Consider the following 24,315-nt stretch of genomic DNA (forward strand, 5'->3'; position numbering starts at 1 on the left):
GCCGTACCGTAGGTGCAGGTGTGGTTTCTTCTATCATCGCTTAATTGAGGGATATTGATAAATGGCAAACCAAAAAATCCGTATCCGCCTGAAAGCTTATGACTACAGTCTGATTGACCGTTCTGCGCAAGAAATCGTTGAAACTGCTAAACGCACTGGTGCTGTTGTTAAAGGTCCGATCCCTTTGCCAACTAAAATCGAACGTTTCAACATTTTGCGTTCTCCTCACGTGAACAAAACTTCTCGTGAACAATTGGAAATCCGCACCCACTTGCGTCTGATGGACATTGTGGACTGGACTGATAAAACTACTGATGCACTGATGAAACTGGATCTTCCAGCAGGTGTAGATGTAGAAATTAAAGTTCAATAAGAACTAAAAAACCGAACAGCTTAGCTGTTCGGTTTTTTATAAAATTCTTAGGCCGTCTGAAAATTTCGGATACTTTGTAGTATTCTTCAGAAAAAAAGAGGGGCTTAAGAAGTTAAATTGAAATTTTTGTTGATATTTCTTTGAGTTGTCAATTATAATGGCTGACTTGGTACATCCGTATCAAGTTTAACTTTGTCTGAAAGGCAGGCCAATCGTAGCCCGCCCCTTTACTTAAAAAGGAAAATAATCATGACTTTAGGTCTGGTTGGACGCAAAGTTGGTATGACTCGCGTGTTCGACGAACAGGGTGTTTCTGTTCCGGTAACTGTTTTGGATATGTCTGCCAACCGCGTTACACAAGTAAAATCCAAAGATACTGACGGCTACACTGCTGTACAAGTTACCTTTGGTCAGAAAAAAGCTAATCGTGTCAACAAAGCTGAAGCTGGTCACTTTGCTAAAGCAGGTGTTGAAGCTGGTCGCGGTTTGGTTGAATTTGCTTTGACTGAAGAGAAGCTGGCTGAATTGAAAGCCGGTGATGAAATTACCGTTTCCATGTTTGAAGTTGGTCAATTAGTGGATGTAACCGGTACCTCTAAAGGTAAAGGTTTCTCTGGTACGATCAAACGTCACAACTTCGGTGCTCAACGTACTTCCCACGGTAACTCCCGTTCACACCGTGTTCCTGGTTCTATCGGTATGGCACAAGACCCTGGTCGAGTGTTCCCTGGTAAACGTATGGCAGGTCAATACGGTAACACTAAAGCAACTATTCAAAAATTGGAAGTTGTACGTGTTGATGCTGAACGCCAACTCTTGTTGGTTAAAGGTGCTGTTCCGGGTTCGGTTAACAGCGACGTCGTGGTTCGTCCTAGCGTGAAAGTAGGTGCGTAATGGAATTGAAAGTAATTGACGCTAAAGGACAAGTATCTGGCAGCTTGGCTGTTTCTGATGCTTTGTTTGCTCGTGAATACAATGAAGCTCTGGTTCACCAACTGGTTACTGCTTATTTGGCAAATGCCCGTTCTGGTAACCGTGCTCAAAAAACTCGTGCCGAAGTAAATCACTCTACTAAAAAACCATGGCGCCAAAAAGGTACCGGCCGTGCTCGTTCCGGTATGACTTCTTCTCCGCTGTGGCGTAAAGGTGGTCGTGCATTCCCAAACAAACCTGACGAAAACTTTACTCAAAAAGTGAACCGTAAAATGTACCGTGCCGGTATGGCGACTATTCTGTCCCAATTGGCTCGTGACGAACGTTTGTTTGCAATCGAAGCATTGACTGCTGAAACTCCTAAAACCAAAGTTTTTGCCGAACAGGTGAAAAACTTAGGTTTGGAGCAAGTTTTGTTTGTAACTAAACAGCTCGACGAGAATGTTTACTTGGCTTCACGCAACTTGCCTAACGTATTGGTTTTGGAAGCCCAACAAGTTGATCCTTACAGCTTGCTGCGTTACAAAAAAGTCGTTATCACTAAAGATGCAGTTGCACAATTAGAGGAGCAATGGGTATGAATCAACAACGTTTGACTCAAGTAATCTTGGCACCTATCGTTTCTGAAAAAAGCAACGTATTGGCTGAAAAACGTAACCAAATGACGTTTAAAGTTTTGGCAAATGCAACCAAACCTGAAATTAAAGCAGCAGTTGAGTTGCTGTTCGGTGTTCAAGTTGCAGACGTTACTACTGTCACCATTAAAGGTAAAATTAAACGTTTTGGTCGCACTTTAGGTCGTCGCAGCGATGTTAAAAAGGCTTACGTAAGTCTGGCTGCCGGTCAAGAGTTGGATTTGGAAGCCGCTGCTGCAGCTGCAGATAAGGAATAAACAAAATGGCAATCGTTAAAATGAAGCCGACCTCTGCAGGCCGTCGCGGCATGGTTCGCGTGGTAACAGAAGGTTTGCACAAAGGTGCACCTTATGCATCTCTGCTGGAAAAGAAAAATTCTACTGCCGGTCGTAACAACAATGGTCATATCACTACCCGCCATAAAGGTGGTGGTCATAAACACCATTACCGTGTTGTAGATTTTAAACGTAACAAAGACGGTATCCCTGCAAAAGTAGAGCGTATCGAGTATGACCCTAACCGTACTGCATTTATCGCATTGTTGTGCTATGCAGATGGTGAGCGTCGCTACATCATTGCTCCTCGTGGTATTCAAGCCGGCGCAGTATTGGTTTCCGGTGCTGAAGCTGCCATCAAAGTAGGTAACACTCTGCCGATTCGCAATATTCCAGTTGGTACAACTATTCACTGTATCGAAATGAAACCAGGTAAAGGTGCACAAATTGCCCGTTCAGCTGGTGCTTCTGCGGTATTGCTTGCAAAAGAAGGTGCTTACGCTCAAGTTCGTTTGCGTTCTGGTGAAGTGCGCAAAATTAGCGTAAATTGCCGTGCAACTATCGGTGAGGTTGGTAACGAAGAACAAAGCCTGAAAAAAATTGGCAAAGCTGGTGCTAACCGCTGGCGTGGTATTCGTCCGACCGTTCGTGGTGTTGTCATGAACCCTGTCGATCACCCACATGGTGGTGGTGAAGGCCGTACTGGTGAAGCTCGCGAACCGGTTAGCCCATGGGGTACTCCTGCTAAGGGCTACCGCACTCGTAATAACAAACGCACGGATAACATGATTGTTCGTCGTCGTTACTCAAATAAAGGTTAATTAGTATGGCTCGTTCATTAAAAAAAGGCCCATATGTAGACCTGCATTTGCTGAAAAAAGTAGATGCTGCTCGTGCAAGCAACGACAAACGCCCAATTAAAACTTGGTCACGTCGTTCTACCATTTTGCCTGATTTCATTGGTCTGACTATCGCTGTACACAACGGTCGCACTCACGTGCCTGTGTTTATCAGTGACAACATGGTTGGTCATAAATTAGGTGAGTTCTCATTGACCCGTACCTTTAAAGGCCACTTGGCCGATAAAAAGGCTAAAAAGAAATAAGGTGAATCATGAGAGTAAGTGCACAACATAAAAATGCCCGTATTTCAGCTCAAAAAGCTCGTTTGGTAGCTGATTTGATTCGTGGTAAAGACGTTGCCCAAGCTTTGAATATCTTGGCATTCAGCCCTAAAAAAGGTGCTGAGCTGATTAAAAAAGTATTGGAATCAGCAATCGCTAATGCCGAGCACAACAATGGTGCTGACATTGACGAACTGAAAGTGGTAACTATCTTTGTTGACAAAGGCCCAAGCTTGAAACGTTTCCAAGCTCGTGCCAAAGGTCGCGGTAACCGCATCGAGAAACAAACTTGTCATATTAATGTGACAGTGGGCAACTAAGGAAAAGCTATGGGACAAAAGATTAACCCTACAGGCTTTCGCCTGGCGGTAACTAAAGACTGGGCTTCAAAATGGTTTGCTAAAAGCACCGACTTTTCAACTGTTTTGAAACAAGATATTGATGTTCGTAATTACTTGCGCAAAAAATTGGCAAATGCTTCAGTTGGTCGCGTAGTAATCGAACGTCCTGCTAAATCTGCACGTATCACTATCCACTCTGCTCGTCCAGGTGTGGTTATTGGTAAAAAAGGCGAGGATATCGAAATCTTGAAACGTGACTTGCAAGCTCTGATGGGTGTGCCAGTACATGTAAATATTGAAGAGATTCGCCGTCCTGAGTTGGATGCGCAAATTATTGCTGATGGTATTGCTCAGCAACTTGAAAAACGCGTCCAATTCCGTCGTGCAATGAAACGTGCAATGCAAAATGCAATGCGTTCTGGTGCCAAAGGCATCAAGATCATGACGTCAGGCCGTCTGAATGGTGCTGATATCGCTCGTAGCGAATGGTATCGTGAAGGTCGCGTACCTTTGCATACTTTACGTGCAAATGTAGATTATGCAACTAGCGAAGCGCACACTACTTATGGTGTACTGGGTCTGAAAGTTTGGGTTTATACAGAAGGTAATATTAAATCTTCTAAACCTGAGCATGAGAAGAAACAAAGAAAGGCAGGTGGACGTAATGCTGCAGCCAACTAGACTGAAATATCGCAAGCAACAAAAAGGTCGTAATACTGGTATTGCTACTCGCGGTAACAAAGTAAGTTTCGGTGAGTTCGGTTTGAAAGCCGTAGGCCGTGGTCGTTTGACTGCCCGCCAAATCGAAGCTGCTCGTCGTACCATGACTCGTCATATCAAACGTGGCGGTCGTATTTGGATTCGTGTATTCCCTGACAAACCGATTACTGAAAAACCTATTCAAGTTCGTATGGGTGGCGGTAAAGGTAATGTGGAATATTACATTGCTGAAATTAAACCAGGCAAAGTATTGTACGAAATGGACGGTGTTCCTGAGTCTTTGGCTCGTGAAGCATTTGAATTGGCCGCTGCCAAATTGCCTATTCCTACAACCTTTGTGGTAAGACAGGTGGGTCAATAATGAAAGCAAATGAATTGAAAGACAAATCTATTGAGCAATTAAACTCTGATTTGTTGGACTTGTTGAAAGCTCAGTTTGGCTTGCGCATGCAAAATGCAACCGGTCAGTTGGGTAAATCTAGCGAGTTGAAACGTGTACGTCGCGATATTGCTCGTATTAAAACCATTTTAACTGAAAAAGGTGCTAAGTAATGAGCGAAGCTAAAAATGTTCGTACTTTGCAAGGCAAAGTGGTAAGCGACAAAATGGACAAAACTGTTACAGTATTGGTTGAGCGTAAAGTTAAACACCCTCTGTACGGTAAAATCATTCGTTTATCAACTAAAATCCATGCACATGATGAAAGCAATCAATATGGCATCGGTGACGTAGTGGTAATCGAGGAATCTCGTCCTTTGTCAAAAACCAAGTCTTGGGTTGTCAAAGAATTGGTTGAGAAAGCACGTACTGTTTGATTTAAAATACAGTAATGCAGCTTAATAAGAAACGAAGTCTTGCAGCAAAATTAATTTGCGTGTAAACTTCGTTTCTTATCTTCCAGCTTCTTATGGAAGTTTCTCTCCCTTCGGGATCCAAGACTGGTTTACTAGAACCGTGATGGTTTCATTTAATAAGCAGCTTAAAGTAAGGTGCGAGTTATATGAAAGTGGTAAATTAAGTTGGTTAATTTAAAGGTACTAATATGATTCAAATGCAGACCATCTTAGATGTGGCTGATAACTCTGGTGCGCGTCGCGTAATGTGCATCAAAGTATTAGGCGGATCTAAGCGTCGCTACGCTTCTGTTGGCGATATTATTAAAGTTGCAGTTAAAGATGCAGCCCCACGTGGTCGTGTCAAAAAAGGTGATGTATACAATGCGGTAGTTGTTCGTACTGCTAAAGGTGTACGTCGTCCTGATGGTGCGTTAATTAAATTCGATAACAATGCCGCTGTGTTGTTGAATAATAAACTTGAACCTCTGGGTACTCGTATTTTTGGCCCGGTAACCCGTGAATTGCGTACTGAGCGATTTATGAAAATCGTTTCATTGGCGCCTGAAGTATTATAAGGAATAGCGCGATGAATAAAATCATTAAAGGCGATCAGGTTGTAGTGATTACCGGTAAAGATAAAGGTAAGCAAGGTCAAGTAGTTCGAGTGTTGGGTGATAAAGTTGTTGTTGAAGGTGTGAATGTTGTGAAACGCCATCAAAAACCTAATCCAATGCGTGGTATTGAGGGTGGCATTATTACTAAAGAAATGCCTTTGGATATTTCTAATATTGCAATCCTGAATCCGGAAACTAATAAAGCAGACCGTGTTGGTATTAAGCTGATTGAAAATGAAGGCAAAGTTAAACGCGTTCGTTTCTTCAAATCAAATGGCTCTATCATTGGAGCATAAGGAGATAACATGGCTCGTTTGAGAGAGTTTTATAAAGATACAGTTGTTCCTGAATTGGTTAAACAATTTGGTTACAAATCAGTAATGGAAGTTCCACGTATTGAAAAAATCACCTTGAATATGGGTGTGGGTGAAGCTGTTGCTGATAAAAAAGTTATGGAACACGCTGTTTCTGATTTAGAGAAGATTGCTGGTCAAAAACCAGTTGTTACTGTTGCTCGTAAATCTATCGCGGGTTTTAAAATCCGTGATAACTATCCAGTTGGTTGCAAAGTAACTTTGCGTCGTGATCAAATGTTTGAATTCTTGGATCGTTTGATTACTATTGCGTTGCCTCGCGTACGTGACTTCCGTGGTGTAAGCGGTAAATCATTTGATGGTCGTGGCAATTACAATATGGGCGTTCGTGAGCAAATTATTTTCCCGGAAATTGAATACGATAAAATCGATGCTTTGCGTGGTTTGAATATTACTATTACAACTACTGCAAAAACTGATGAAGAAGCGAAAGCTTTGTTGTCACTGTTCAAGTTTCCGTTTAAAGGATAATCATGGCTAAGAAAGCACTTATTAATCGAGAGCTGAAACGTCAAGCATTGGCGAAAAAGTTTGCAGCTAAACGTGAGGCAATTTTCGCTGTTATTAATGATGCTAATGCGACTGAAGAAGAACGTTTTGAAGCACGTTTGAAATTTCAATCCATTCCTCGTAATGCAGCACCTGTACGTCAACGTCGTCGTTGTGCTTTAACAGGTCGTCCTCGTGGCACTTTCCGTAAATTTGGTTTGGGTCGTATTAAAATCCGTGAAATCGCTATGCGTGGCGAGATCCCTGGTGTTGTTAAAGCTAGCTGGTAATAGGAGTATAAATAATGAGTATGCATGATCCTATTTCCGATATGTTGACTCGTATTCGCAATGCGCAACGTGCTAATAAAGCAGCAGTTGCCATGCCTTCCTCTAAACTGAAATGTGCAATTGCAAAAGTTCTGAAAGAAGAAGGTTATATCGAGGATTTTGCGGTTTCTGCTGATGCAAAACCGGTATTGGAAATTCAATTGAAATACTATGCAGGTCGTCCTGTGATTGAGCAAATTAAACGTGTTTCACGTCCAGGTTTGCGTATTTACAAAGCATCAAGTGAGATCCCTAGCGTAATGAATGGCTTGGGTGTCGCTATTGTTAGTACTTCTAAAGGTGTAATGACTGATCGCAAAGCCCGTTCTGAGGGTGTGGGTGGTGAGTTGTTGTGCATCGTAGCCTAGTGGAGAAAAGTAAATGTCACGCGTCGCAAAAAACCCAGTGACTGTTCCTGCTGGTGTAGAAGTAAAATTCGGAACAGATGCATTGGTTATCAAAGGTAAAAATGGCGAATTGTCTTTTCCTTTGCATTCCGATGTTGCTATTGAACTGAACGATGGTAAATTGACTTTTGCTGCAAAAAATGACAGTAAACAGGCTAATGCTATGTCTGGTACTGCTCGTGCATTGGTTAATAACATGGTTAAGGGTGTTTCTGAAGGTTTTGAGAAAAAACTTCAATTGATTGGTGTGGGTTATCGTGCCCAAGCTCAAGGTAAAGTTTTGAACCTGTCTTTGGGTTTCTCTCATCCAATCGTATATGAAATGCCTGAAGGTGTTTCCGTTCAAACTCCTAGCCAAACAGAAATCGTTTTGACTGGTGCAGATAAACAAGTGGTTGGCCAAGTCGCTGCTGAAATTCGTGCATTCCGTTCTCCTGAGCCTTATAAAGGTAAAGGTGTTCGTTATGTAGGTGAAGTAGTAGTGATGAAAGAAGCCAAGAAAAAATAATTGAGGTTCACTAATGGATAAACATACAACCCGACTCCGTCGTGCACGCAAAACCCGTGCGCGTATTGCGGACTTGAAAATGGTAAGATTATGTGTGTTCCGCAGCAATAATCATATTTATGCTCAAGTAATTAGTGCTGAAGGTGATAAAGTATTGGCTCAAGCCTCTACATTGGAAGCTGAAGTACGTAGTAGCCTGAAATCAGGTGGCAGCGTTGAAGCAGCAGCTGTAGTTGGTAAGCGTATTGCTGAAAAAGCTAAAGCAGTGGGTGTTGAAAAAGTTGCTTTTGACCGTTCAGGTTTCCAATATCACGGTCGTGTGAAAGCTTTGGCTGAAGCTGCACGTGAAAATGGTTTAAGCTTCTAATATTTGGAGACTTTCAGATGGCAAAACATGAAATTGAAGAACGCGGTGACGGCCTGATTGAAAAGATGGTCGCAGTTAATCGCGTGACTAAAGTAGTTAAAGGTGGCCGTATCATGGCTTTCTCTGCACTGACTGTTGTTGGTGATGGTGATGGCCGCATCGGTATGGGTAAAGGTAAATCAAAAGAAGTACCAGTTGCTGTTCAAAAAGCAATGGATCAAGCTCGACGCTCTATGATTAAAGTGCCTTTGAAAAACGGTACTATTCATCATGAAGTTATTGGTCGTCATGGTGCTACTAAGGTATTTATGCAACCTGCTAAAGAAGGTAGCGGTGTAAAAGCTGGTGGTCCAATGCGTTTAGTATTTGATGCTATGGGTATCCATAACATCTCAGCTAAAGTACATGGTTCTACTAACCCTTACAATATTGTACGTGCTACATTAGACGGTTTGTCTAAACTGTATACCCCTGCTGATATTGCTGCTAAACGTGGCTTGACAGTAGAAGATATTTTGGGAGCTAACCATGACTGAGCAAAAAAAGATTAAAGTTACATTGGTTAAGAGCCTGATCGGTACAATTGAATCTCATCGTGCATGTGCTCGCGGTTTAGGTTTGCGCCGCCGCGAACATACTGTAGAGGTTTTGGATACCCCTGAAAACCGTGGCATGATCAATAAAATCAGCTACTTGTTGAAAGTGGAGTCTTAATTATGTTTTTGAATACTATTCAACCTGCTGAGGGTGCTACTCACGCTAGCCGTCGTGTAGGCCGTGGTATTGGTAGCGGCTTGGGTAAGACAGGTGGTCGTGGTCATAAAGGTCAAAAAAGCCGTTCTGGTGGCTTCCACAAGGTAGGTTTTGAAGGCGGTCAAATGCCTTTGCAACGTCGTTTGCCAAAACGTGGTTTCAAATCTTTGACTGCAGCCGCTAATGCTGAAGTTCGTTTGAGTGAATTAAATCTGATTGCTGTGAACGAGATTGATGTCTTGGTTCTTAAACAAGCTGGTCTGATTTCTGCAACTGCTTCTAATGTAAAAGTTATTGCTTCTGGTGAAATTTCAAAAGCAGTTACCTTGAAAGGTGTAAAAGCTACTAAAGGTGCTAAAGCTGCTATTGAAGCTGCCGGTGGTAAAGTAGAAGAATAAGGCTTGCACTACAGTGGCTAATCAACAATCTTTATCAGGATTATCCAAATTTGGTGATCTGAAAAAACGTCTGGTGTTCCTTTTAGGTGCTTTAGTCGTTTTCCGTATTGGTGCTCATATACCGGTACCGGGCGTAGATGCTGTTGCATTAGCTAAGTTATACGAAGGCGCTGCAAACGGCATATTCGGAATGTTAAATATGTTCTCGGGTGGTTCGTTGGAGCGCTTTAGTATATTTGCAATTGGTATCATGCCTTATATTTCGGCATCAATTATTGTTCAGCTTGCTTCTGAAATTGTTCCTTCTTTAAAAGCTTTGAAGAAGGAAGGTGAGGCTGGTAGAAAAATAATTACGAAATATACTAGGTATGGGACGGTATTATTGGCTGTATTGCAAAGCTTTGGTGTTGCAACATTTGTTTATCAACAAGGTGTTGTTGTAACGAGTTCGCTTGAGTTTCATATTTCTACAGTAGTCTGTTTGGTTACAGGTACTATGTTTCTGATGTGGTTAGGGGAGCAAATTACCGAGCGTGGTATTGGTAATGGTATTTCTTTAATTATTACAGCAGGCATTGTATCGGGTATTCCATCCGGTATTGTTCGGATGCTAACTTTGACTGAACAAGGCTCTATGAGTATGTTGATGGCGGTATCAATTGTGATTGGTATTTTGCTGTTGATCTATGCTGTAGTCTATTTTGAGAGTGCTCAGCGTAAAGTTCCTGTGCATTATGCTAAAAGACAGTTTGGCTCTGGAATGATGCCGGGACAAAGCATTCATATGCCGTTCAAGCTAAATATGGCAGGTGTTATTCCTCCTATTTTTGCTTCCAGTATCATTTTATTTCCATCTACACTTTTAGGTTGGTTTGGTTCAAATAGTACGAATTCTGTTCTTCATAAGGTTGCTGCAATGCTGCAACACGGACGGCCTTTGTATATTGTATTATTTGCCACAACTATCATCTTCTTCTGCTATTTCTATACTGCTTTAGTATTTAGCCCTAAAGAGATGGCTGAAAATTTGAAGAAGAGTGGTGCATTTGTGCCAGGTATTCGCCCAGGTGAGCAAACCTCTAGATATTTGGAAAAAGTTGTACTGAGACTGACATTATTTGGTGCTTTGTATATCACTACAATCTGTCTGATACCTGAATTTTTAACGACGGCATTGAAAGTTCCTTTCTATTTAGGTGGAACATCTCTGCTTATTTTGGTTGTCGTTACAATGGATTTTAGGACGCAAATCAATTCATATCGAATGAGTAGTCAGTATGAAGACTTGATGAGTCGTCCAGATATGAAATCTTTGTCACGTAAGTAGGCTTATGGCTAAAGAAGATACCATACAGATGCAGGGCGAAATCCTTGAGACTTTGCCCAATGCAACATTTAAAGTAAAACTGGAAAATGATCATGTAGTACTTGGTCATATATCTGGCAAAATGCGGATGCATTATATCCGTATTTCTCCAGGTGATAAGGTAACAGTTGAATTAACTCCTTATGATTTAACCCGTGCTCGGATTGTTTTCCGAGCAAGATAAACGATAAAAGGAAATAAAATGCGTGTACAACCTTCTGTAAAGAAAATTTGTCGCAATTGCAAGATTATTCGTCGTAATCGTGTAGTTCGCGTAATTTGTACTGACCCACGTCACAAACAACGTCAAGGTTAAGAAGCTAGTTTTCTTAACTATTGATTTTGTGGTATAGTGACATACTTTGCCCTAAAAAGGAAAAAATATGGCTCGTATTGCAGGGGTAAATATCCCTAATAATGCCCATATCGTAATTGGCCTTCAGGCTATTTATGGTATTGGTGCGACTCGTGCTAAATTGATTTGTGAGGCAGCAAATATTGCTCCTACTACTAAAGCAAAAGATTTGGACGAGGCTCAATTAGACGCTTTGCGTGAGCAAGTTGCTAAATATGAAGTTGAAGGTGATTTGCGTCGTGAAGTAACGATGAGCATTAAACGACTGATGGATATGGGTTGCTATCGCGGCTTCCGTCATCGTCGTGGCTTGCCTTGTCGTGGTCAACGCACTCGCACAAATGCTCGTACCCGTAAAGGTCCGCGCAAAGCGATTGCTGGTAAGAAATAAATTTTAAGGAATTTGATTAATGGCTAAAGCAAACACAGCTTCGCGTGTACGTAAAAGAGTACGTAAAACCGTAAGCGAAGGTATTGTGCACGTTCATGCATCTTTCAACAATACCATCATTACAATCACTGACCGTCAAGGCAATGCATTGTCTTGGGCTACCTCTGGCGGCGCTGGTTTTAAAGGTTCTCGTAAAAGTACACCATTTGCAGCACAAGTTGCAGCAGAAGCAGCTGGTAAAGTTGCCCAAGAGTATGGCGTTAAAAATTTAGAAGTCCGCATTAAAGGCCCTGGCCCTGGTCGCGAATCTTCTGTACGTGCTTTAAACGCTCTTGGTTTCAAGATTACCAGCATTACTGACGTTACCCCGTTGCCTCATAACGGTTGCCGTCCGCCTAAAAAACGTCGTATTTAATATTGGAGTGATTTAAAACATGGCACGTTATATTGGCCCTAAATGTAAATTAGCACGTCGCGAAGGTACGGATCTGTTTTTGAAGAGTGCACGTCGCTCTTTGGATTCCAAATGTAAAATGGATTCTGCACCTGGTCAACACGGTGCGAAAAAACCACGTTTGTCAGACTACGGTTTGCAATTGCGTGAAAAACAAAAAATCCGTCGTATTTATGGCGTATTAGAGCGTCAATTCCGTCGTTATTTCGCGGAAGCAGCTCGTCGTAAAGGCTCTACCGGTGAATTGCTGTTGCAATTGCTGGAGTCTCGTTTGGACAATGTCGTTTACCGTATGGGTTTCGGCTCTACTCGCGCCGAAGCACGTCAATTGGTTTCTCACAAAGCTATCGTCGTAAACGGTCAAGTTGTTAATATCCCTTCTTTCCAAGTTAAAGCAGGTGATGTTGTAGCTGTTCGTGAAAAAGCTAAGAAACAAGTACGCATCCAAGAAGCATTGAGCCTGGCTACCCAAATTGGCTTGCCAAGCTGGGTATCTGTTGATGCCGACAAATTGGAAGGCGTATTCAAAAATATGCCGGATCGCTCAGAATTGTCTGGCGATATTAATGAACAGCTGGTGGTAGAGTTCTACTCTAAATAATGCTAGCTCAATGAGGGACAGTTAAATGCAAAATAGCACAACCGAATTTTTGAAACCTCGTCAAATCGATGTAGATACCTTGTCTTCCACTCGGGCCAAGGTGTCTATGCAGCCATTTGAACGTGGTTTTGGTCATACTTTAGGTAATGCTTTGCGTCGTATCTTACTGTCATCCATGAATGGCTTTGCCCCAACTGAAGTAGTTATTTCCGGCGTATTGCACGAATACTCTACTATTGATGGTGTTCAAGAGGATGTTGTTGACGTTCTCTTGAACATTAAAGGTATCGTATTCAAGCTTCACGGTCGTAACCAAGTTCAGTTGACTTTGAAAAAAACAGGTGCCGGTGCTGTTGTAGCCGGTGATATTGATTTGCCACACGATGTGGAAATCATCAATCCTGAACATGTTATTTGCCACTTGGCTGACAATGGCCAAATCGACATGGAAATTAAAGTTGAGCAAGGTCGTGGTTATCAATCTGTTTCAGGTCGTCGCGTATTGCGTGATGAGAACAAACAAATTGGTGCGATTCAGTTGGATGCGAGCTTTTCGCCCATCAGTCGTGTTAGCTTTGAAGTTGAACCTGCACGCGTAGAGCAACGCACGGATTTGGATAAATTGGTTTTGGATATTGAAACCAATGGTTCTATTGATCCAGAAGAAGCTGTACGTAGTGCCGCACGTATCTTAATTGACCAAATGTCTATTTTTGCAGATCTGCAAGGTACTCCGGTTGAAGAGGTTGAAGAAAAAGCGCCTCCTATCGATCCTATCTTGCTGCGTCCTGTAGATGATTTGGAATTAACCGTACGTTCAGCTAATTGTCTGAAAGCTGAAGATATTTACTATATTGGCGATTTGATTCAACGTACTGAAACCGAGCTTCTCAAGACCCCTAATTTGGGTCGTAAATCTTTGAATGAGATCAAAGAAGTGTTGGCCTCTAAAGGTCTGACATTAGGTTCCAAATTAGAAGCTTGGCCGCCTGTAGGCTTAGAAAAGCCGTAAGTTTGAAGATTAAAGGATAATGACATGCGTCATCGTAATGGCAACCGCAAATTAAACCGTACTAGCAGCCACCGTGCTGCGATGCTGCGCAATATGGCGAATTCCTTGTTGACTCACGAAACCATCGTGACAACTTTGCCTAAAGCAAAAGAATTGCGCCGCGTAGTTGAGCCCTTGATTACCTTGGGTAAAAAACCTTCTTTGGCAAACCGTCGTTTGGCTTTTGACCGCACTCGCGATCGTGATGTTGTAGTTAAATTGTTTGACGAATTGGGTCCACGCTTTGCTGCTCGTAACGGCGGCTATGTTCGTGTACTGAAATACGGTTTCCGTAAAGGCGACAATGCTCCTTTGGCATTGGTTGAATTGGTTGATAAAGCAGCTGATTCTGCTGAATAAGCAAATTAATATGAAAGCACTACCTGTTTAGGTAGTGCTTTTTTATTTGGATAGCTCTTTCTCATTTCGCAGTGCTACAATTGCCGAAAGGCAAAGGGATACGCGCCGAATGTTGTAGCTCCCTTTCTCATTTCGCAGTGCTACAATACTAACAACTTATTTGAGCAGGCATTAATAGTTGTAGCTCCCTTTCTCATTTCGCAGTGCTACAATACTTCAACGGAAAACCCTTATTCTATAAGGGTTTCCCGTTTTATTTTGTCTAAAAAAGCAGTCTTAAAATAATAATAGCTGGTCGGAATTTACCCTTTTTTCTTGGGTTTTCAGCTCTCCCAACAGCAGTTTCATGGTGGCATATTGCTTTTCTGTTACTTCCAAACAGCGGATTGAGCCTTCTTGCGGTAGGTTTGCACATAGCCTATTGTGGTGTTTTTGCAACGAATCTCGACCTTTGACAATACGGCTGTATACAGAAAGTTGGAGCATTTGGTATCCATCTTTTAATAGAAACTGGCGGAATTGATTGGCAGCTTTGCGCTTGGCCGCTGTGGTAACCGGTAGGTCGAAGAAGACGATAATCCTCATAAATTTGGCCTCACTCATATTGGTATTCTTTTAATGGCAAGATTTCAGGCAGCTTCAGCTGTTTGGCATTTTTGTTAGTTACGCTGACTTGAAATGAAGAAATCATTTTGTCGATGGCAGCCAAGGTGCTGAAATGTTGCCGTTCGATGCAGATTTGACAGTGAAGGGTCTTGATAAGGTTTTGTTTGATGTTAGGGGTTAGATCAGTTTTCAGACGGCCTTGTTCATGCAAATGTATAACGACCAGGTCGGCCAATGGGCGTAAGGGCTCGATAAAGTCATCGGCAAGATTGAATGGATTCAATTCGCTTCTATGAAACAAGCCTAATGCAGGCAACCAGCCATATAAGGTCAGGGCGCGTGCAACTGCTGCACGGAGCACGGCGTAGGTGTAGTTCAATGCGGTATTGACGGCGTTGTTGTCATTACGGGTAAATTTTTCCCCAAAGAGGGCTTGGAAGTAGAGGGCGGCAGCTTGGGCTTCACGGTTTCCTGTATCGCCTGAACGGACTTCAGATGCCAAAGTGCGCAGCCGTTTGGCTGCAAGATCATTGCCTGTTTCGTCTGCGACAAATGCTTGATTCAGGATTTTTTGACGGACGATATGTTGCCAGAGTTGCTTTTTTAAGGGTTCGCTTATATTCAGCTGCAGCTTGAGGATTTTAAGTTGGCGGTGATATTGGGCATAAGGCAGCCATTGTCCGCAGGGGAGGAACTGCTCGTCGCAGGTCAGCAGGGTTGAGCCATGCTCGGCTAAGGCTGACAGAAGTGGGGTAGTAATCAGGGTTTCGCGGTTTTCGATGATGATAACGGCGATGTCTTCCAACGGTACGGTATGGGACTCGCCGTTTTGTTGGATCAGCAGTTGCCGGCGTTGCAAGGATAGTTTGCCGCCGTTTTGAATAAGCAGGCTGCGCCAAGTCATGTTTTTCCCCTTATTTTGATATAAAAAATCCCTGCGTCAGGCCGTCTGAAACAGGGATAGATTAATTTAACGGACAGGTGGGCGTTTTTTCAGACGGCATGGTCTGATTTCTTTACCCAGTTCGTCAATTTGGTATTTTTGGAATGAAAGGGCGGTTTTGATACCAACACTTTGGAAAATGCCGTTTTTCCCTTTGGTATTATCTGTGTCATGTACACGGATATCAATCGCTCCTGTGGCTCTATTTAGACTAACAAAATAACCAAAGAATACGTTTTTCTTGGCAGTTACTTTTATTAAATCATTCGAATAAAGTACAAATTTAAATCTGAAGCTTTCATCTATTACAGTCCAGTCCTCTTCATCTGCATAAGCAACAACAGCCCTATCCGGCAAAATCCCTTTTGCGACCTGCCAACTGTAAATCGGTACCAGATAATACTTGCCGCCTTTCTCAAACACATCTACGCACACCATGGTTGCGTTGTCGGCAATGCCGTTGTGGTTACGCACCCATACGCCGGTTTTCTGTACTTGCTCTACGCGTACGGCTTTTACCTGTTGGGTGCGGTTGCCTGCTTTATCGTATTTGTAAAACGGCTCGGCAAAGGCTTTGGCAGGATCGTCTTTATGTGCTTCCAAACGTGCTTTCAGTCCTTCGTATAGCTTAGGTTCGCGCTCCCGATTGACCATTTTTTCCAAGTCTTTCAGTTTTAACTGTGTCAGCGGTACGCGCAACACGCTGATGCCTTCGTCCAGTCGTTTGGCAGATTTGACGGTCTCCATGTGGCCTTGCCCGCTCATCTTCCGATTGGGCGCGCGTGAAACAAACAGTGGCGTAACGTATTCGTGTACGGCTTCGGGACGAGATGATAATTTTTCTGCGAGCAGGGTACGCAGTTTTTCGGGGGTATCCGCTTCTTCAAATTCGGGTTTGCCGTCCGGTTTGCCGAAGACGCGAATCATGACTTCTTGTGCGAAAAATTCCCAAGGTTGCGGGAAGTGTGTTTTTTGATGCAGCACTTCTCCTGTTTCTTTATCCACGGTTTTGCCGTCAAATGCGTTCATTTCTTTGTAACGTACAAAACGGGTAATTCTTTGCTGCATGGCAACGGTCGAACAGGCAACGACAACTGCGTCCAAAGCATGATGGCGGTCGTTTTCCGCACGCACTTTGCGCAATCCCCAAAAGCCGCGCAACAGATTGGTAATTTGCCCATTGGATGCAAAGACACGTCTTTTCCCTTTGCCTGTCAGCAGCATATGGTCGGCAACAAATTGGCACAGGAAACGGTTGACGTAGCGCGTATCGTTCAGATTGCGTTCTTTAAAGCCGTCTTCGTCGAATTTTTGCAGCAGAATCCGTTGTTTTTTACTGCGCGGGAAACAGCTGGTTTCAACACGCGCTTTAAATTCCTGCCATTCGCGGCTGTTGTCTTTGCCGTTGAAGTATTCGTAAGGGGTTTGGTTGCCTTTGTTTTGGTTTTCGCTGCCCAATACCAGCACTTTATTGTTGAAACTGTCGTCCCATGTGCGCGAGAACGGCAGGGCATGGTCGATTTCGACATAGCCTTTTTCGTTCAGACGGCCTAAGTTGATTTCTTTGCCCGAATATAGGCATTTGCCGTGTTGTTGCTCGTACAGGCGCAGTTTCAGAATATCTTTGGATTTGGGTTCACCGACAAAATTGGGGAAATACTCTCGGAATTTGGCGGCGGCTTTTTCCCGGTCTTTGCGATTTTCTTCTTGGCGTTTTTCGATTTCTTTTCGGTCTTTAAACGATTTGCCTACTTCCCTTGCCGTTTCAATATGGATACGCGCAGGAGAGCTGTAACGGCGTACAACGGCGTTAATAACTTTCCGTGCTTGAGATAAGGCGCGCAAGACGACTGGGTTGCGGATTTCGTCGGCAGGAATCGGTGGCAGAACAGATTCTTTTTTAGTTGATTGCGGAGGATAAACTTTTCTCCAGGCTGTATCGTAGTCATCGCCTTGTTCCATAAAAGGAAGGATATTTTTCAATGCTTCTAAAGATAAATTCACAGTGCATGTAAAATCAACATAATCACACAAAATATCAAGAATATCTTGATCTTCTTTTATCTTGCCGGTCAAGAGGGCTTTTCTTCTCTCATCATTTTTACAGATGGTAAAAACTGTTCCGATTTCATCTAGTAAATGATGATTGCTTGAAAGGCTCTGCCATTCTGTTTTTCTTCCATTCCCTTCTAAAGTTTCCTTAATTTTGTGCCAGAATTTCATTTCCATGAATTTCGTATCTTTTTCAATTTTATCTGATGATTTTATCTCCCCCTTTTTATCTTTTTTATGATATCCGATATTAAAAAGAGCATTGGGAGAAAGGGAGGTTAAGGCACTCCTTACTTGTTGATAGCTGACAGTCTTTAATTTATATGGAAGATCTATAAGTATTTGACGTTCTATTTCAGTTAATTTCCTAGTACCAAATTCATCCGTTATCCTTAAATTAGCCAACTTGCTTAACCATATAAAACGTTCTGCGCTCCAACTATGTTTTGCTGCCCTAGATTTATTTTTTTCAAAAGTACATTTTCCTTGCATCCGCAGAATAGCACTTTCATCAGGAATGGAATCTCTTTGCGTCATTAGCAGGTTGTCAATACCGTTTTTGAGGTTGTCTGAAACATACGGATTGTCGAATTTTTTTGTTTTTTAAACAGTAAATTCAGCTCTGCCTGCAAATCTTTGCGGCTGAACGTATGCGAATAATCGCCGCGCTGGTTGCGGATATGGCCACTTTCTTTCTCAAATTTATTTAAAGCCAATTCGGCCGGAGTGCGGAAATCGCCTGTCTGTAAGGTATGGGCATTGTCGGCTACGCCTTTAAGCAAAGCACCAAGCTCCTTATCGGCAGTTTCGCCCTCGTTTTTTCTTTGCGACAAATAGCCGCGATGTTTGATTAAATGCAACAAGACTGCCGACCACTCCAAAGGCGTCAGTTTGCGGTCTAATGCGGCTGCACGAAGTTGCCATGGTGTATTCGGCAAGGATTTAATCAAGCCGTTTTCATCAAAATCGGCGGCTTGTAATACGCCTTCGCGTTTCAATAGACGGCGGGCCCGAAGCAGACGGTGGGCGCGACGGCGGGTCAGGCGGCGGACGCTGCGTGCCAAGCGTCTTGCCGCAGCGAGAGAGTCGCCTGTTTTTAGTATTTCTGCACGCTCAAATATGTGTACGCCCAAATCAATCAGGCGGATGGGGTTTTCTTCTTCGTCAATTTCTACCATCGCCCAGCCGACGGATGCGATGCCGATATCGAGGCCGAGGATGTAGTTGATTGGATTGGGTTTGAATGCAGCCATCAGTTTCTCCGTAATATGATGTTTGGTAAGTATAAATATATCCTAGGTAAGTATTACTATGCAAACGAAATGCTTGACTGGGTACCGATTTGGAATTAGAATCTGTCTATATTGTTGCACTGCGAAATGAGAAACGTTGCTACAATAAGGCCGTCTGAAAAGATGTGCCGCAACGCTCTGCCCCTTAAGGCTTCTGCTTTAAGGGGCATCGTTTTGTCTAAATGGCAGGGATTAAAAAGGCCGTCTGAAATTTCAGACGGCCTTTGGTTTTACCAGATATCGGATTTGATTTTGCGTTTCAAGCCCGGGTGTTCAGAGAGTTTGAACTCTGGGTCTTTACCCATTTTCAGCTTGGCTGTGTAGTCTTTCAACAGCAGGAAGGCAAGTGGGGACAGGAGCAGGATGGCAACGAGGTTAATCCATGCCATGATGCCCATGGCCATGTCTGCCATATCCCATACCAAGGGTACGTTGGCAACTGCGCCGAAGTAGACCCATGCCAAAACCAGCATACGGAAAACGGCGGTAACCAGCCAATGGCTCTTGATGAATTGGACGTTGGACTCGGCATAGGCATAGTTGCCGATAACGGTTGAAAAGGCAAACATAAACAGGATGACGGCAAGGAAGCCTGCGCCCCATTCGCCTACCTGGCTGACGATTGCCGCCTGGGTCAGTGCCGCACCGCTCAGGTCGCCGTAAGGCTGTTGATAGGTCAAGACGATAAAGGCGGTGCATGAGCAGACGATGATGGTATCGACGAAAACGCCCAGCATTTGAATCATGCCTTGGGAGACGGGGTGTTTCACTTCGGCTGCGGCTGCGGCGTTCGGCGCGGAACCCATACCCGCCTCATTGGAATACAGGCCGCGTTTGATACCCTGCATCATGGTGGTCGAAATCAGACCGCCGAGGAAACCGCCTGCAGCCGAATCGAAGTTGAACGCGTTGGAGAAAATCTGACCGAACACGTCAGGAATCAGGGAAATATTGGTAGCAATGATGAAGAGTGCTATGACGAGATATAAAACCGCCATCAGCGGAACGATAATTTCCGCGGCTTTAGATACGCGACGGATACCGCCGAAGATAATCGGGGCAGTCAGAATGACCAGGGCGACACCGACATAGTGTTGATCCCAGCCCCATGCCGCTTTGGTGGTATCGGCGATGGTATTGGTCTGTACGGCTTCAAATACAAAGCCGAAACAGAAAATCAGGCTCAGGGCGAACAAAATGCCCAGCCATTTTTGTCCCAGGCCTTGAGTGATGTAGTAGGCAGGACCGCCGCGGAAGTGGTGGTTGTCGTAGTCCCGGACTTTAAAGAGTTGGGCCAGTGAAGATTCGACGAACGCCGAACTCATGCCGATTAAGGCGGTTACCCACATCCAGAATACCGCGCCCGGCCCGCCGAGTTTGATGGCAATCGCCACGCCGGCGATGTTGCCTACGCCTACGCGGCTGGCCAAGCCGGTAACGAATGCTTGGAACGGTGTGATTCCGTGCGGATCATCACCTTGTTTGCGGCCGCTCAACATTTCTTTGATACTACGGCCGAAGAGGCGGAATTGTACAAAACCGGTGGTAACGGTGAAAAATAGGCCTGCGCCTAAAAGCATATATACCAATCCCGACCACATTTGGTCGTTGATGGCGTTTACCAAGCCGTGAAGCTGTTCGAAAAATTGATCCATACAAACCTTTCAGAGTTTCTGCATTTTCAGACGGCCTGTGTGTGGAGGCTGTCTGTAACTGGATGTATTCTAGCAGACTGTCAACAAACTGAAAAACGTTTACATATTCTTTTTTATATTATCTTTTTGATTATCATGTAATTTTATTATTATGGTGTAAAGGATTTATCGATTTAAACTCTTCCGTTTTACATATTTGAACAAAAAGACCGCCTGAAAACAGAGTCTTGTTTTCAGACGGCCTTGATTTTATTTCAATGCGTTATTCGGGACGCATTTGTGGGAACAGAATCACGTCGCGGATGGTTTGCGAATCGGTCAGCAACATTACCAAGCGGTCGATACCGATGCCGCAGCCGCCTGTCGGTGGCAGGCCGAATTCCATGGCGCGGATGTAGTCGGCATCGTAGTGCATGGCTTCGTCGTCACCGGCATCTTTTTGCGCCACTTGCGCTTTGAAGCGTTCGGCTTGATCTTCCGGATCGTTCAACTCGGAATAGCCGTTTGCCAGTTCGCGGCCGACAACGAAAAGCTCGAAGCGTTCGGTCAAACCCGGTTTGCTGTCGGATGCGCGTGCCAATGGCGATACTTCGACAGGGTAGTCGATGATGAAAGTCGGGTTCCACAGTTTGCCCTCGGCGCAACCTTCAAACAGGGCGAGTTGCAGGCTGCCGATACCCGGAGACGGAGGCAGGCTTTCGCCGTGTTTGACGATTTCTTTTTTCAGCCATTCTTCATCGTTCAACTGCTCATCGGTGTAGTGCGGATTGTATTTTTTGATGGCCCCGAGAATGGTCAGGCGTTCAAACGGGCTTTCCAAATCGACTTCTTTGCCGTTGTAGCTGATTTTTGCCGTACCGTTTACCGCGCGGGAAGCGTTGCGGATGATGTCTTCCGCCATTTGCATCATGCGTTCGTAGTCGGAGAAGGCTTCGTAGAATTCGATCATGGTGAATTCAGGGTTGTGGCGTACGGACATGCCCTCGTTACGGAAGCTGCGGTTGATTTCAAACACACGTTCCAAACCACCGACAACCAAGCGTTTCAGATACAGCTCGGGAGCAATGCGCAGGTAGAGCGAAATATCCAAAGCGTTGTGGTGGGTAACGAAAGGTTTCGCTGTTGCGCCGCCTGGAATCGGGTGCATCATTGGGGTTTCAACTTCCAAATAATGCTCGTTGACCATGAAATTGCGCACGGATTGGATGATTTGGCTGCGTTTGATGAAGGTATTGCGCGATTCTTCGTTGGCAATCAAATCGACGTAGCGTTGACGGTATTTGGTTTCCTGATCGCTCAAACCTTTGTGTTTGTCCGGCAGAGGGCGCAGGGATTTGGACAGCAGACGGATGTTGGACACGCGCACGGTTAATTCGCCGTGGTTGGTTTTGAACAAAGTACCTTCCGCGCCGACGATGTCGCCCAAGTCCCAATGGTTGAAATCGTCCAAAACTTCCTGACTCACGCCTTTGTTGTTCAGATAAAGCTGGATTTGACCGGTCACGTCTTGAATGGTGGCGAAGCTGGCTTTGCCCATTTGACGTTTGAGCATCATGCGGCCGGCCACTTTGACGGGAATGCCTTGCGGGTCGAGTTCTTCTTTGCTGATTTCACCGTATTGGGTGTGCAGGTCGGCGGCAAAGCTGTCTCGTTTGAAATCGTTAGGGTAGGCATTGCGTTCTTTGCGGATGTTGTGCAGTTTCTCGCGGCGCAGGGCGATGATTTGGTTTTCGTCCAACTGCGGCTCGATTTGCGGATTGTTTTGTTCGCTCATGGTGTTTTCCGGAAAAATGAGTCAGGCTGCCGGAGTTTTCAGACGGCCTGAATAAAGTGAAAAATTGGCTCTATTTTACGCGATGTCGGTGTTTTTTTCTATAAAGGCAGAAAGGCCGTCTGAAACCTGAAAAATCGGTTTCAGACGGCCTTTTGTTTTATGAAGGGCAGTTAGATATCGGTTTCTAAATAAACAACTTGGGTTTGCAGATATTCTTCCAAACCGTGTTTACCGTCCGCGCCGCCGATACCTGATTTTTTCCAACCGGCATGGAAGCCCTGCATGGCTTCGAAGTTTTCGCGGTTGATGTAGGTTTCGCCGAAACGCAAGCGGCGGGTTACATAAAACGCTTCATTCAGATTGGTGGTATAGACGGAGCTGGTCAGGCCGAATTCGCTGTCGTTTGCCAAAGCGATGACTTGGTCGAGTGTGTCAAAAGTGGCAACCGGCAGGACTGGGCCGAAGGTTTCTTCTTTCATGATGTCCATGCTGTTGTCGGTATCGGTCAGCAGGGTAGGTTCGAAGAAGTAGCCTTTGCCGTCGGCACGTTTGCCGCCGCAAACCAAGGTTGCGCCTTGTCTAACTGCGCGTTCGACTTTTTCGGCAACGGATTTTACGGCGCGTTCTTCAATCAATGGGCCCATTTCCAGTGCGCCGGGTTCGGCTTCGGCCGGGTTGCCGTAGCGCACGCCTTTCATGGCGGCGGTCATTTTTTCAATAAATGCGTCTTTCAGGCTGCTGTGGACATACACGCGTTCGGCGCAGTTGCAGATTTGGCCGGTATTGCCCACGCGTGAAGCCAAGATGGATTTCACTGCCAAGTCCAAATCCGCGTCTTTCAAAACGATGGCAGGGGCTTTGCCGCCCAGTTCCAGTGAGACTTTGGTAATGTTGGTGGCGGCGGCTTCCATTACTTGGCGGCCTGCATCGACAGAACCGGTCAGGCTGACCATATCGACTTGCGGATGCGATGCCAAGGCATTGCCTATTTCTGCGCCAGGGCCGTTGACGACGTTGAATACGCCGGCCGGTAAGCCTGAAGCATGAACGATTTCAGCAAAGATGTGGCAGTTGATCGGGGTCACGCTGCTGGGTTTGACGACGATGGTATTGCCTGTTACCAAAGCTGGGCCCATTTTGCGGGCGATCAGGAAGAATGGGAAGTTCCACGGCAAAATGCCGGCGATCACGCCTAAAGGACGTTTGAACAATAAAATATTTTCGCGCGGGCGGTCGCTCTGGATGATTTCACCTTCATAACGGCGCGCCCATTCGGCTTGGTAGTCGAGATAATCGGCAGTGAACATAACTTCTATGCGTGCCAAATCTTTGGTTTTGCCGCCTTCGGCGACAATGGTGTCGGTTAGCTCGTCGGCGCGTTCGCGGATGCCTTGGGCAATTTTGCGCAGGTATGCGCCGCGCTCAACGGCAGGCAAACGCTCCCATGCAGTTTGCGCATCTCTGGCCGCGGCAACGGCACGATCAACATCGGCTTTTCCGCCTTTAGGCTCACGCGCGATGACTTCTTCGGTTGCCGGATTCAATACATCTCGCCATGTGCCGTTAAAGTCGGTTTCAAAGCGGCCGTTGATATACATAGACAGTTGTTTCATCAAACCTTCTCCTGTTGTTGTAGTTGGATGTAGTTTTAGTCTATGCCTAAATTGTCTGGCATACAAGAGGATTTAGCGTGGGTTGATGGTAGGTATTTGGAAGTTTTTAGAAAAATATGATGTGTGGGGAGTTGGGTTTGATTGATTTAAGAGGTTTGTGATGCTTTCAGTTACATCTATAACAGCATTGTGACAAAGCTCGAATATTCTTGATGTTGATAATAAGGGAGGTATTGAGTGAAGAAAGGCTTGATGGAGAATATAAAAAAACCTGCTTTTTTCAAAGCAGGTTTTCATATTTGGTGGGTCGTGAGCGATTCGAACGCT

At 44.6% G+C, this 24,315-nt stretch carries 35 protein-coding genes and 1 pseudogene; 29 read left to right on the forward strand and 7 right to left on the reverse strand.

What is annotated here, in order from left to right; all coding sequences use genetic code 11:
• Positions 1–61: 61 nt before the first annotated feature.
• The 29 genes from rpsJ (at position 62) to rplQ (ending at position 14,053) form a co-directional block, all read left to right on the forward strand.
• Positions 62–373 carry a 30S ribosomal protein S10 gene (gene rpsJ / locus HMPREF2675_RS03440; RefSeq protein WP_002642322.1) on the forward strand — a complete coding sequence of 104 codons (312 nt, stop codon included), beginning with the start codon at positions 62–64 and terminating at the stop codon, positions 371–373.
• Between the two features lie 249 nt (positions 374–622).
• Positions 623–1,267: a 50S ribosomal protein L3 gene (gene rplC, locus HMPREF2675_RS03445; RefSeq protein ID WP_070814088.1), complete on the forward strand. Its 645-nt coding sequence runs from the start codon at positions 623–625 to the stop codon at positions 1,265–1,267.
• A complete protein-coding gene (rplD, locus tag HMPREF2675_RS03450) occupies positions 1,267–1,887 on the forward strand; it encodes a 50S ribosomal protein L4 (RefSeq protein ID WP_003684798.1) in 621 nt (206 codons plus the stop codon). The genes rplC and rplD overlap by 1 nt, the downstream gene beginning before the upstream one ends.
• The gene (rplW, locus tag HMPREF2675_RS03455; protein ID WP_003749274.1) at positions 1,884–2,198 is read left to right on the forward strand and encodes a 50S ribosomal protein L23; all 315 of its coding nucleotides are present in this window, start codon (positions 1,884–1,886) and stop codon (positions 2,196–2,198) included. Before rplD ends, rplW begins: the two co-directional genes overlap by 4 nt.
• Positions 2,199–2,203: 5 nt before the next feature.
• Complete coding sequence (gene rplB, locus HMPREF2675_RS03460; RefSeq protein ID WP_070814089.1) at positions 2,204–3,037, forward strand: 50S ribosomal protein L2; 834 nt, start codon at positions 2,204–2,206, stop codon at positions 3,035–3,037.
• Positions 3,038–3,042: 5 nt separating this feature from the next.
• Positions 3,043–3,321: a 30S ribosomal protein S19 gene (rpsS, locus tag HMPREF2675_RS03465; protein ID WP_002215422.1), complete on the forward strand. Its 279-nt coding sequence runs from the start codon at positions 3,043–3,045 to the stop codon at positions 3,319–3,321.
• A gap of 8 nt (positions 3,322–3,329) precedes the next feature.
• Entirely contained in the window at positions 3,330–3,659 is a 330-nt protein-coding gene (gene rplV, locus HMPREF2675_RS03470) for a 50S ribosomal protein L22 (protein ID WP_003749277.1), read from the forward strand.
• A gap of 9 nt (positions 3,660–3,668) precedes the next feature.
• Positions 3,669–4,361, forward strand: coding sequence for a 30S ribosomal protein S3 (gene rpsC / locus HMPREF2675_RS03475; RefSeq protein ID WP_003684753.1), 693 nt, complete (start codon positions 3,669–3,671; stop codon positions 4,359–4,361).
• Positions 4,345–4,761: a 50S ribosomal protein L16 gene (gene rplP / locus HMPREF2675_RS03480; protein WP_003749279.1), complete on the forward strand. Its 417-nt coding sequence runs from the start codon at positions 4,345–4,347 to the stop codon at positions 4,759–4,761. The genes rpsC and rplP overlap by 17 nt, the downstream gene beginning before the upstream one ends.
• Positions 4,761–4,952: a 50S ribosomal protein L29 gene (gene rpmC / locus HMPREF2675_RS03485; RefSeq protein WP_003684705.1), complete on the forward strand. Its 192-nt coding sequence runs from the start codon at positions 4,761–4,763 to the stop codon at positions 4,950–4,952. Before rplP ends, rpmC begins: the two co-directional genes overlap by 1 nt.
• Complete coding sequence (gene rpsQ, locus HMPREF2675_RS03490) at positions 4,952–5,215, forward strand: 30S ribosomal protein S17 (RefSeq protein ID WP_003749281.1); 264 nt, start codon at positions 4,952–4,954, stop codon at positions 5,213–5,215. Before rpmC ends, rpsQ begins: the two co-directional genes overlap by 1 nt.
• 227 nt (positions 5,216–5,442) lie before the next feature.
• Positions 5,443–5,811 (forward strand): 50S ribosomal protein L14, encoded by a 369-nt coding sequence (gene rplN / locus HMPREF2675_RS03495; protein WP_002215434.1) that lies wholly within the window; start codon positions 5,443–5,445, stop codon positions 5,809–5,811.
• 11 nt (positions 5,812–5,822) lie between these two features.
• Complete coding sequence (rplX, locus tag HMPREF2675_RS03500; protein WP_003684754.1) at positions 5,823–6,146, forward strand: 50S ribosomal protein L24; 324 nt, start codon at positions 5,823–5,825, stop codon at positions 6,144–6,146.
• 9 nt (positions 6,147–6,155) lie between these two features.
• A complete protein-coding gene (gene rplE / locus HMPREF2675_RS03505; protein ID WP_003684750.1) occupies positions 6,156–6,695 on the forward strand; it encodes a 50S ribosomal protein L5 in 540 nt (179 codons plus the stop codon).
• A 2-nt stretch (positions 6,696–6,697) separates the two neighbouring features.
• The gene (gene rpsN / locus HMPREF2675_RS03510; protein WP_003684736.1) at positions 6,698–7,003 is read left to right on the forward strand and encodes a 30S ribosomal protein S14; all 306 of its coding nucleotides are present in this window, start codon (positions 6,698–6,700) and stop codon (positions 7,001–7,003) included.
• Between the two features lie 14 nt (positions 7,004–7,017).
• Positions 7,018–7,410 (forward strand): 30S ribosomal protein S8, encoded by a 393-nt coding sequence (gene rpsH / locus HMPREF2675_RS03515; protein WP_003684738.1) that lies wholly within the window; start codon positions 7,018–7,020, stop codon positions 7,408–7,410.
• A 13-nt stretch (positions 7,411–7,423) separates the two neighbouring features.
• Positions 7,424–7,957, forward strand: a complete 534-nt coding sequence (gene rplF, locus HMPREF2675_RS03520) for a 50S ribosomal protein L6 (protein WP_004464590.1) — start codon at positions 7,424–7,426, stop codon at positions 7,955–7,957.
• Positions 7,958–7,970: 13 nt separating this feature from the next.
• Positions 7,971–8,324 (forward strand): 50S ribosomal protein L18, encoded by a 354-nt coding sequence (gene rplR / locus HMPREF2675_RS03525; protein WP_070814090.1) that lies wholly within the window; start codon positions 7,971–7,973, stop codon positions 8,322–8,324.
• Between the two features lie 17 nt (positions 8,325–8,341).
• Positions 8,342–8,860, forward strand: a complete 519-nt coding sequence (gene rpsE, locus HMPREF2675_RS03530) for a 30S ribosomal protein S5 (protein ID WP_003684704.1) — start codon at positions 8,342–8,344, stop codon at positions 8,858–8,860.
• Positions 8,853–9,038, forward strand: a complete 186-nt coding sequence (gene rpmD / locus HMPREF2675_RS03535; protein WP_003684808.1) for a 50S ribosomal protein L30 — start codon at positions 8,853–8,855, stop codon at positions 9,036–9,038. The genes rpsE and rpmD overlap by 8 nt, the downstream gene beginning before the upstream one ends.
• A gap of 2 nt (positions 9,039–9,040) precedes the next feature.
• Positions 9,041–9,475, forward strand: a complete 435-nt coding sequence (gene rplO, locus HMPREF2675_RS03540; protein WP_070645682.1) for a 50S ribosomal protein L15 — start codon at positions 9,041–9,043, stop codon at positions 9,473–9,475.
• A 13-nt stretch (positions 9,476–9,488) separates the two neighbouring features.
• Positions 9,489–10,802 carry a preprotein translocase subunit SecY gene (gene secY, locus HMPREF2675_RS03545; protein ID WP_070814091.1) on the forward strand — a complete coding sequence of 438 codons (1,314 nt, stop codon included), beginning with the start codon at positions 9,489–9,491 and terminating at the stop codon, positions 10,800–10,802.
• Between the two features lie 4 nt (positions 10,803–10,806).
• Positions 10,807–11,025, forward strand: coding sequence for a translation initiation factor IF-1 (gene infA / locus HMPREF2675_RS03550; protein WP_003684714.1), 219 nt, complete (start codon positions 10,807–10,809; stop codon positions 11,023–11,025).
• Between the two features lie 18 nt (positions 11,026–11,043).
• Positions 11,044–11,157 (forward strand): 50S ribosomal protein L36, encoded by a 114-nt coding sequence (gene rpmJ, locus HMPREF2675_RS10860; RefSeq protein WP_003697674.1) that lies wholly within the window; start codon positions 11,044–11,046, stop codon positions 11,155–11,157.
• 67 nt (positions 11,158–11,224) lie between these two features.
• Complete coding sequence (gene rpsM, locus HMPREF2675_RS03555) at positions 11,225–11,587, forward strand: 30S ribosomal protein S13 (protein ID WP_003749295.1); 363 nt, start codon at positions 11,225–11,227, stop codon at positions 11,585–11,587.
• Positions 11,588–11,606: 19 nt separating this feature from the next.
• The gene (rpsK, locus tag HMPREF2675_RS03560) at positions 11,607–12,002 is read left to right on the forward strand and encodes a 30S ribosomal protein S11 (RefSeq protein ID WP_070814092.1); all 396 of its coding nucleotides are present in this window, start codon (positions 11,607–11,609) and stop codon (positions 12,000–12,002) included.
• 19 nt (positions 12,003–12,021) lie between these two features.
• Positions 12,022–12,642, forward strand: a complete 621-nt coding sequence (gene rpsD / locus HMPREF2675_RS03565) for a 30S ribosomal protein S4 (protein ID WP_039863983.1) — start codon at positions 12,022–12,024, stop codon at positions 12,640–12,642.
• Between the two features lie 25 nt (positions 12,643–12,667).
• Positions 12,668–13,654 (forward strand): DNA-directed RNA polymerase subunit alpha, encoded by a 987-nt coding sequence (gene rpoA, locus HMPREF2675_RS03570; protein ID WP_003684706.1) that lies wholly within the window; start codon positions 12,668–12,670, stop codon positions 13,652–13,654.
• 24 nt (positions 13,655–13,678) lie between these two features.
• Positions 13,679–14,053, forward strand: coding sequence for a 50S ribosomal protein L17 (gene rplQ, locus HMPREF2675_RS03575; protein WP_003684792.1), 375 nt, complete (start codon positions 13,679–13,681; stop codon positions 14,051–14,053).
• A gap of 276 nt (positions 14,054–14,329) precedes the next feature.
• Here rplQ and cas2 read toward each other — a convergent pair whose 3' ends face one another.
• From cas2 to HMPREF2675_RS11450, 7 genes and pseudogenes are all read right to left on the reverse strand, one after another.
• Positions 14,330–14,656 carry a CRISPR-associated endonuclease Cas2 gene (gene cas2 / locus HMPREF2675_RS03580; protein ID WP_033912916.1) on the reverse strand — a complete coding sequence of 109 codons (327 nt, stop codon included), beginning with the start codon at positions 14,654–14,656 and terminating at the stop codon, positions 14,330–14,332.
• Positions 14,649–15,563: a type II CRISPR-associated endonuclease Cas1 gene (gene cas1 / locus HMPREF2675_RS03585; RefSeq protein WP_070814093.1), complete on the reverse strand. Its 915-nt coding sequence runs from the start codon at positions 15,561–15,563 to the stop codon at positions 14,649–14,651. Before cas1 ends, cas2 begins: the two co-directional genes overlap by 8 nt.
• A gap of 66 nt (positions 15,564–15,629) precedes the next feature.
• Positions 15,630–18,907: pseudogene (gene cas9 / locus HMPREF2675_RS03590) on the reverse strand (type II CRISPR RNA-guided endonuclease Cas9).
• A gap of 269 nt (positions 18,908–19,176) precedes the next feature.
• Positions 19,177–20,601 (reverse strand): alanine/glycine:cation symporter family protein, encoded by a 1,425-nt coding sequence (locus tag HMPREF2675_RS03595; protein WP_070814094.1) that lies wholly within the window; start codon positions 20,599–20,601, stop codon positions 19,177–19,179.
• A 262-nt stretch (positions 20,602–20,863) separates the two neighbouring features.
• A complete protein-coding gene (gene lysS, locus HMPREF2675_RS03600) occupies positions 20,864–22,375 on the reverse strand; it encodes a lysine--tRNA ligase (protein WP_070814095.1) in 1,512 nt (503 codons plus the stop codon).
• A 170-nt stretch (positions 22,376–22,545) separates the two neighbouring features.
• The gene (gene aldA, locus HMPREF2675_RS03605; protein WP_070814096.1) at positions 22,546–23,988 is read right to left on the reverse strand and encodes an aldehyde dehydrogenase; all 1,443 of its coding nucleotides are present in this window, start codon (positions 23,986–23,988) and stop codon (positions 22,546–22,548) included.
• 72 nt (positions 23,989–24,060) lie between these two features.
• A partial coding sequence (locus HMPREF2675_RS11450; protein WP_210399844.1) for a hypothetical protein occupies positions 24,061–24,315 on the reverse strand: 255 nt, incomplete at its 5' end.

This window comes from Neisseria sp. HMSC061H08, from assembly GCF_001836795.1.
GTDB classification, from domain to species: domain Bacteria; phylum Pseudomonadota; class Gammaproteobacteria; order Burkholderiales; family Neisseriaceae; genus Neisseria; species Neisseria subflava_A.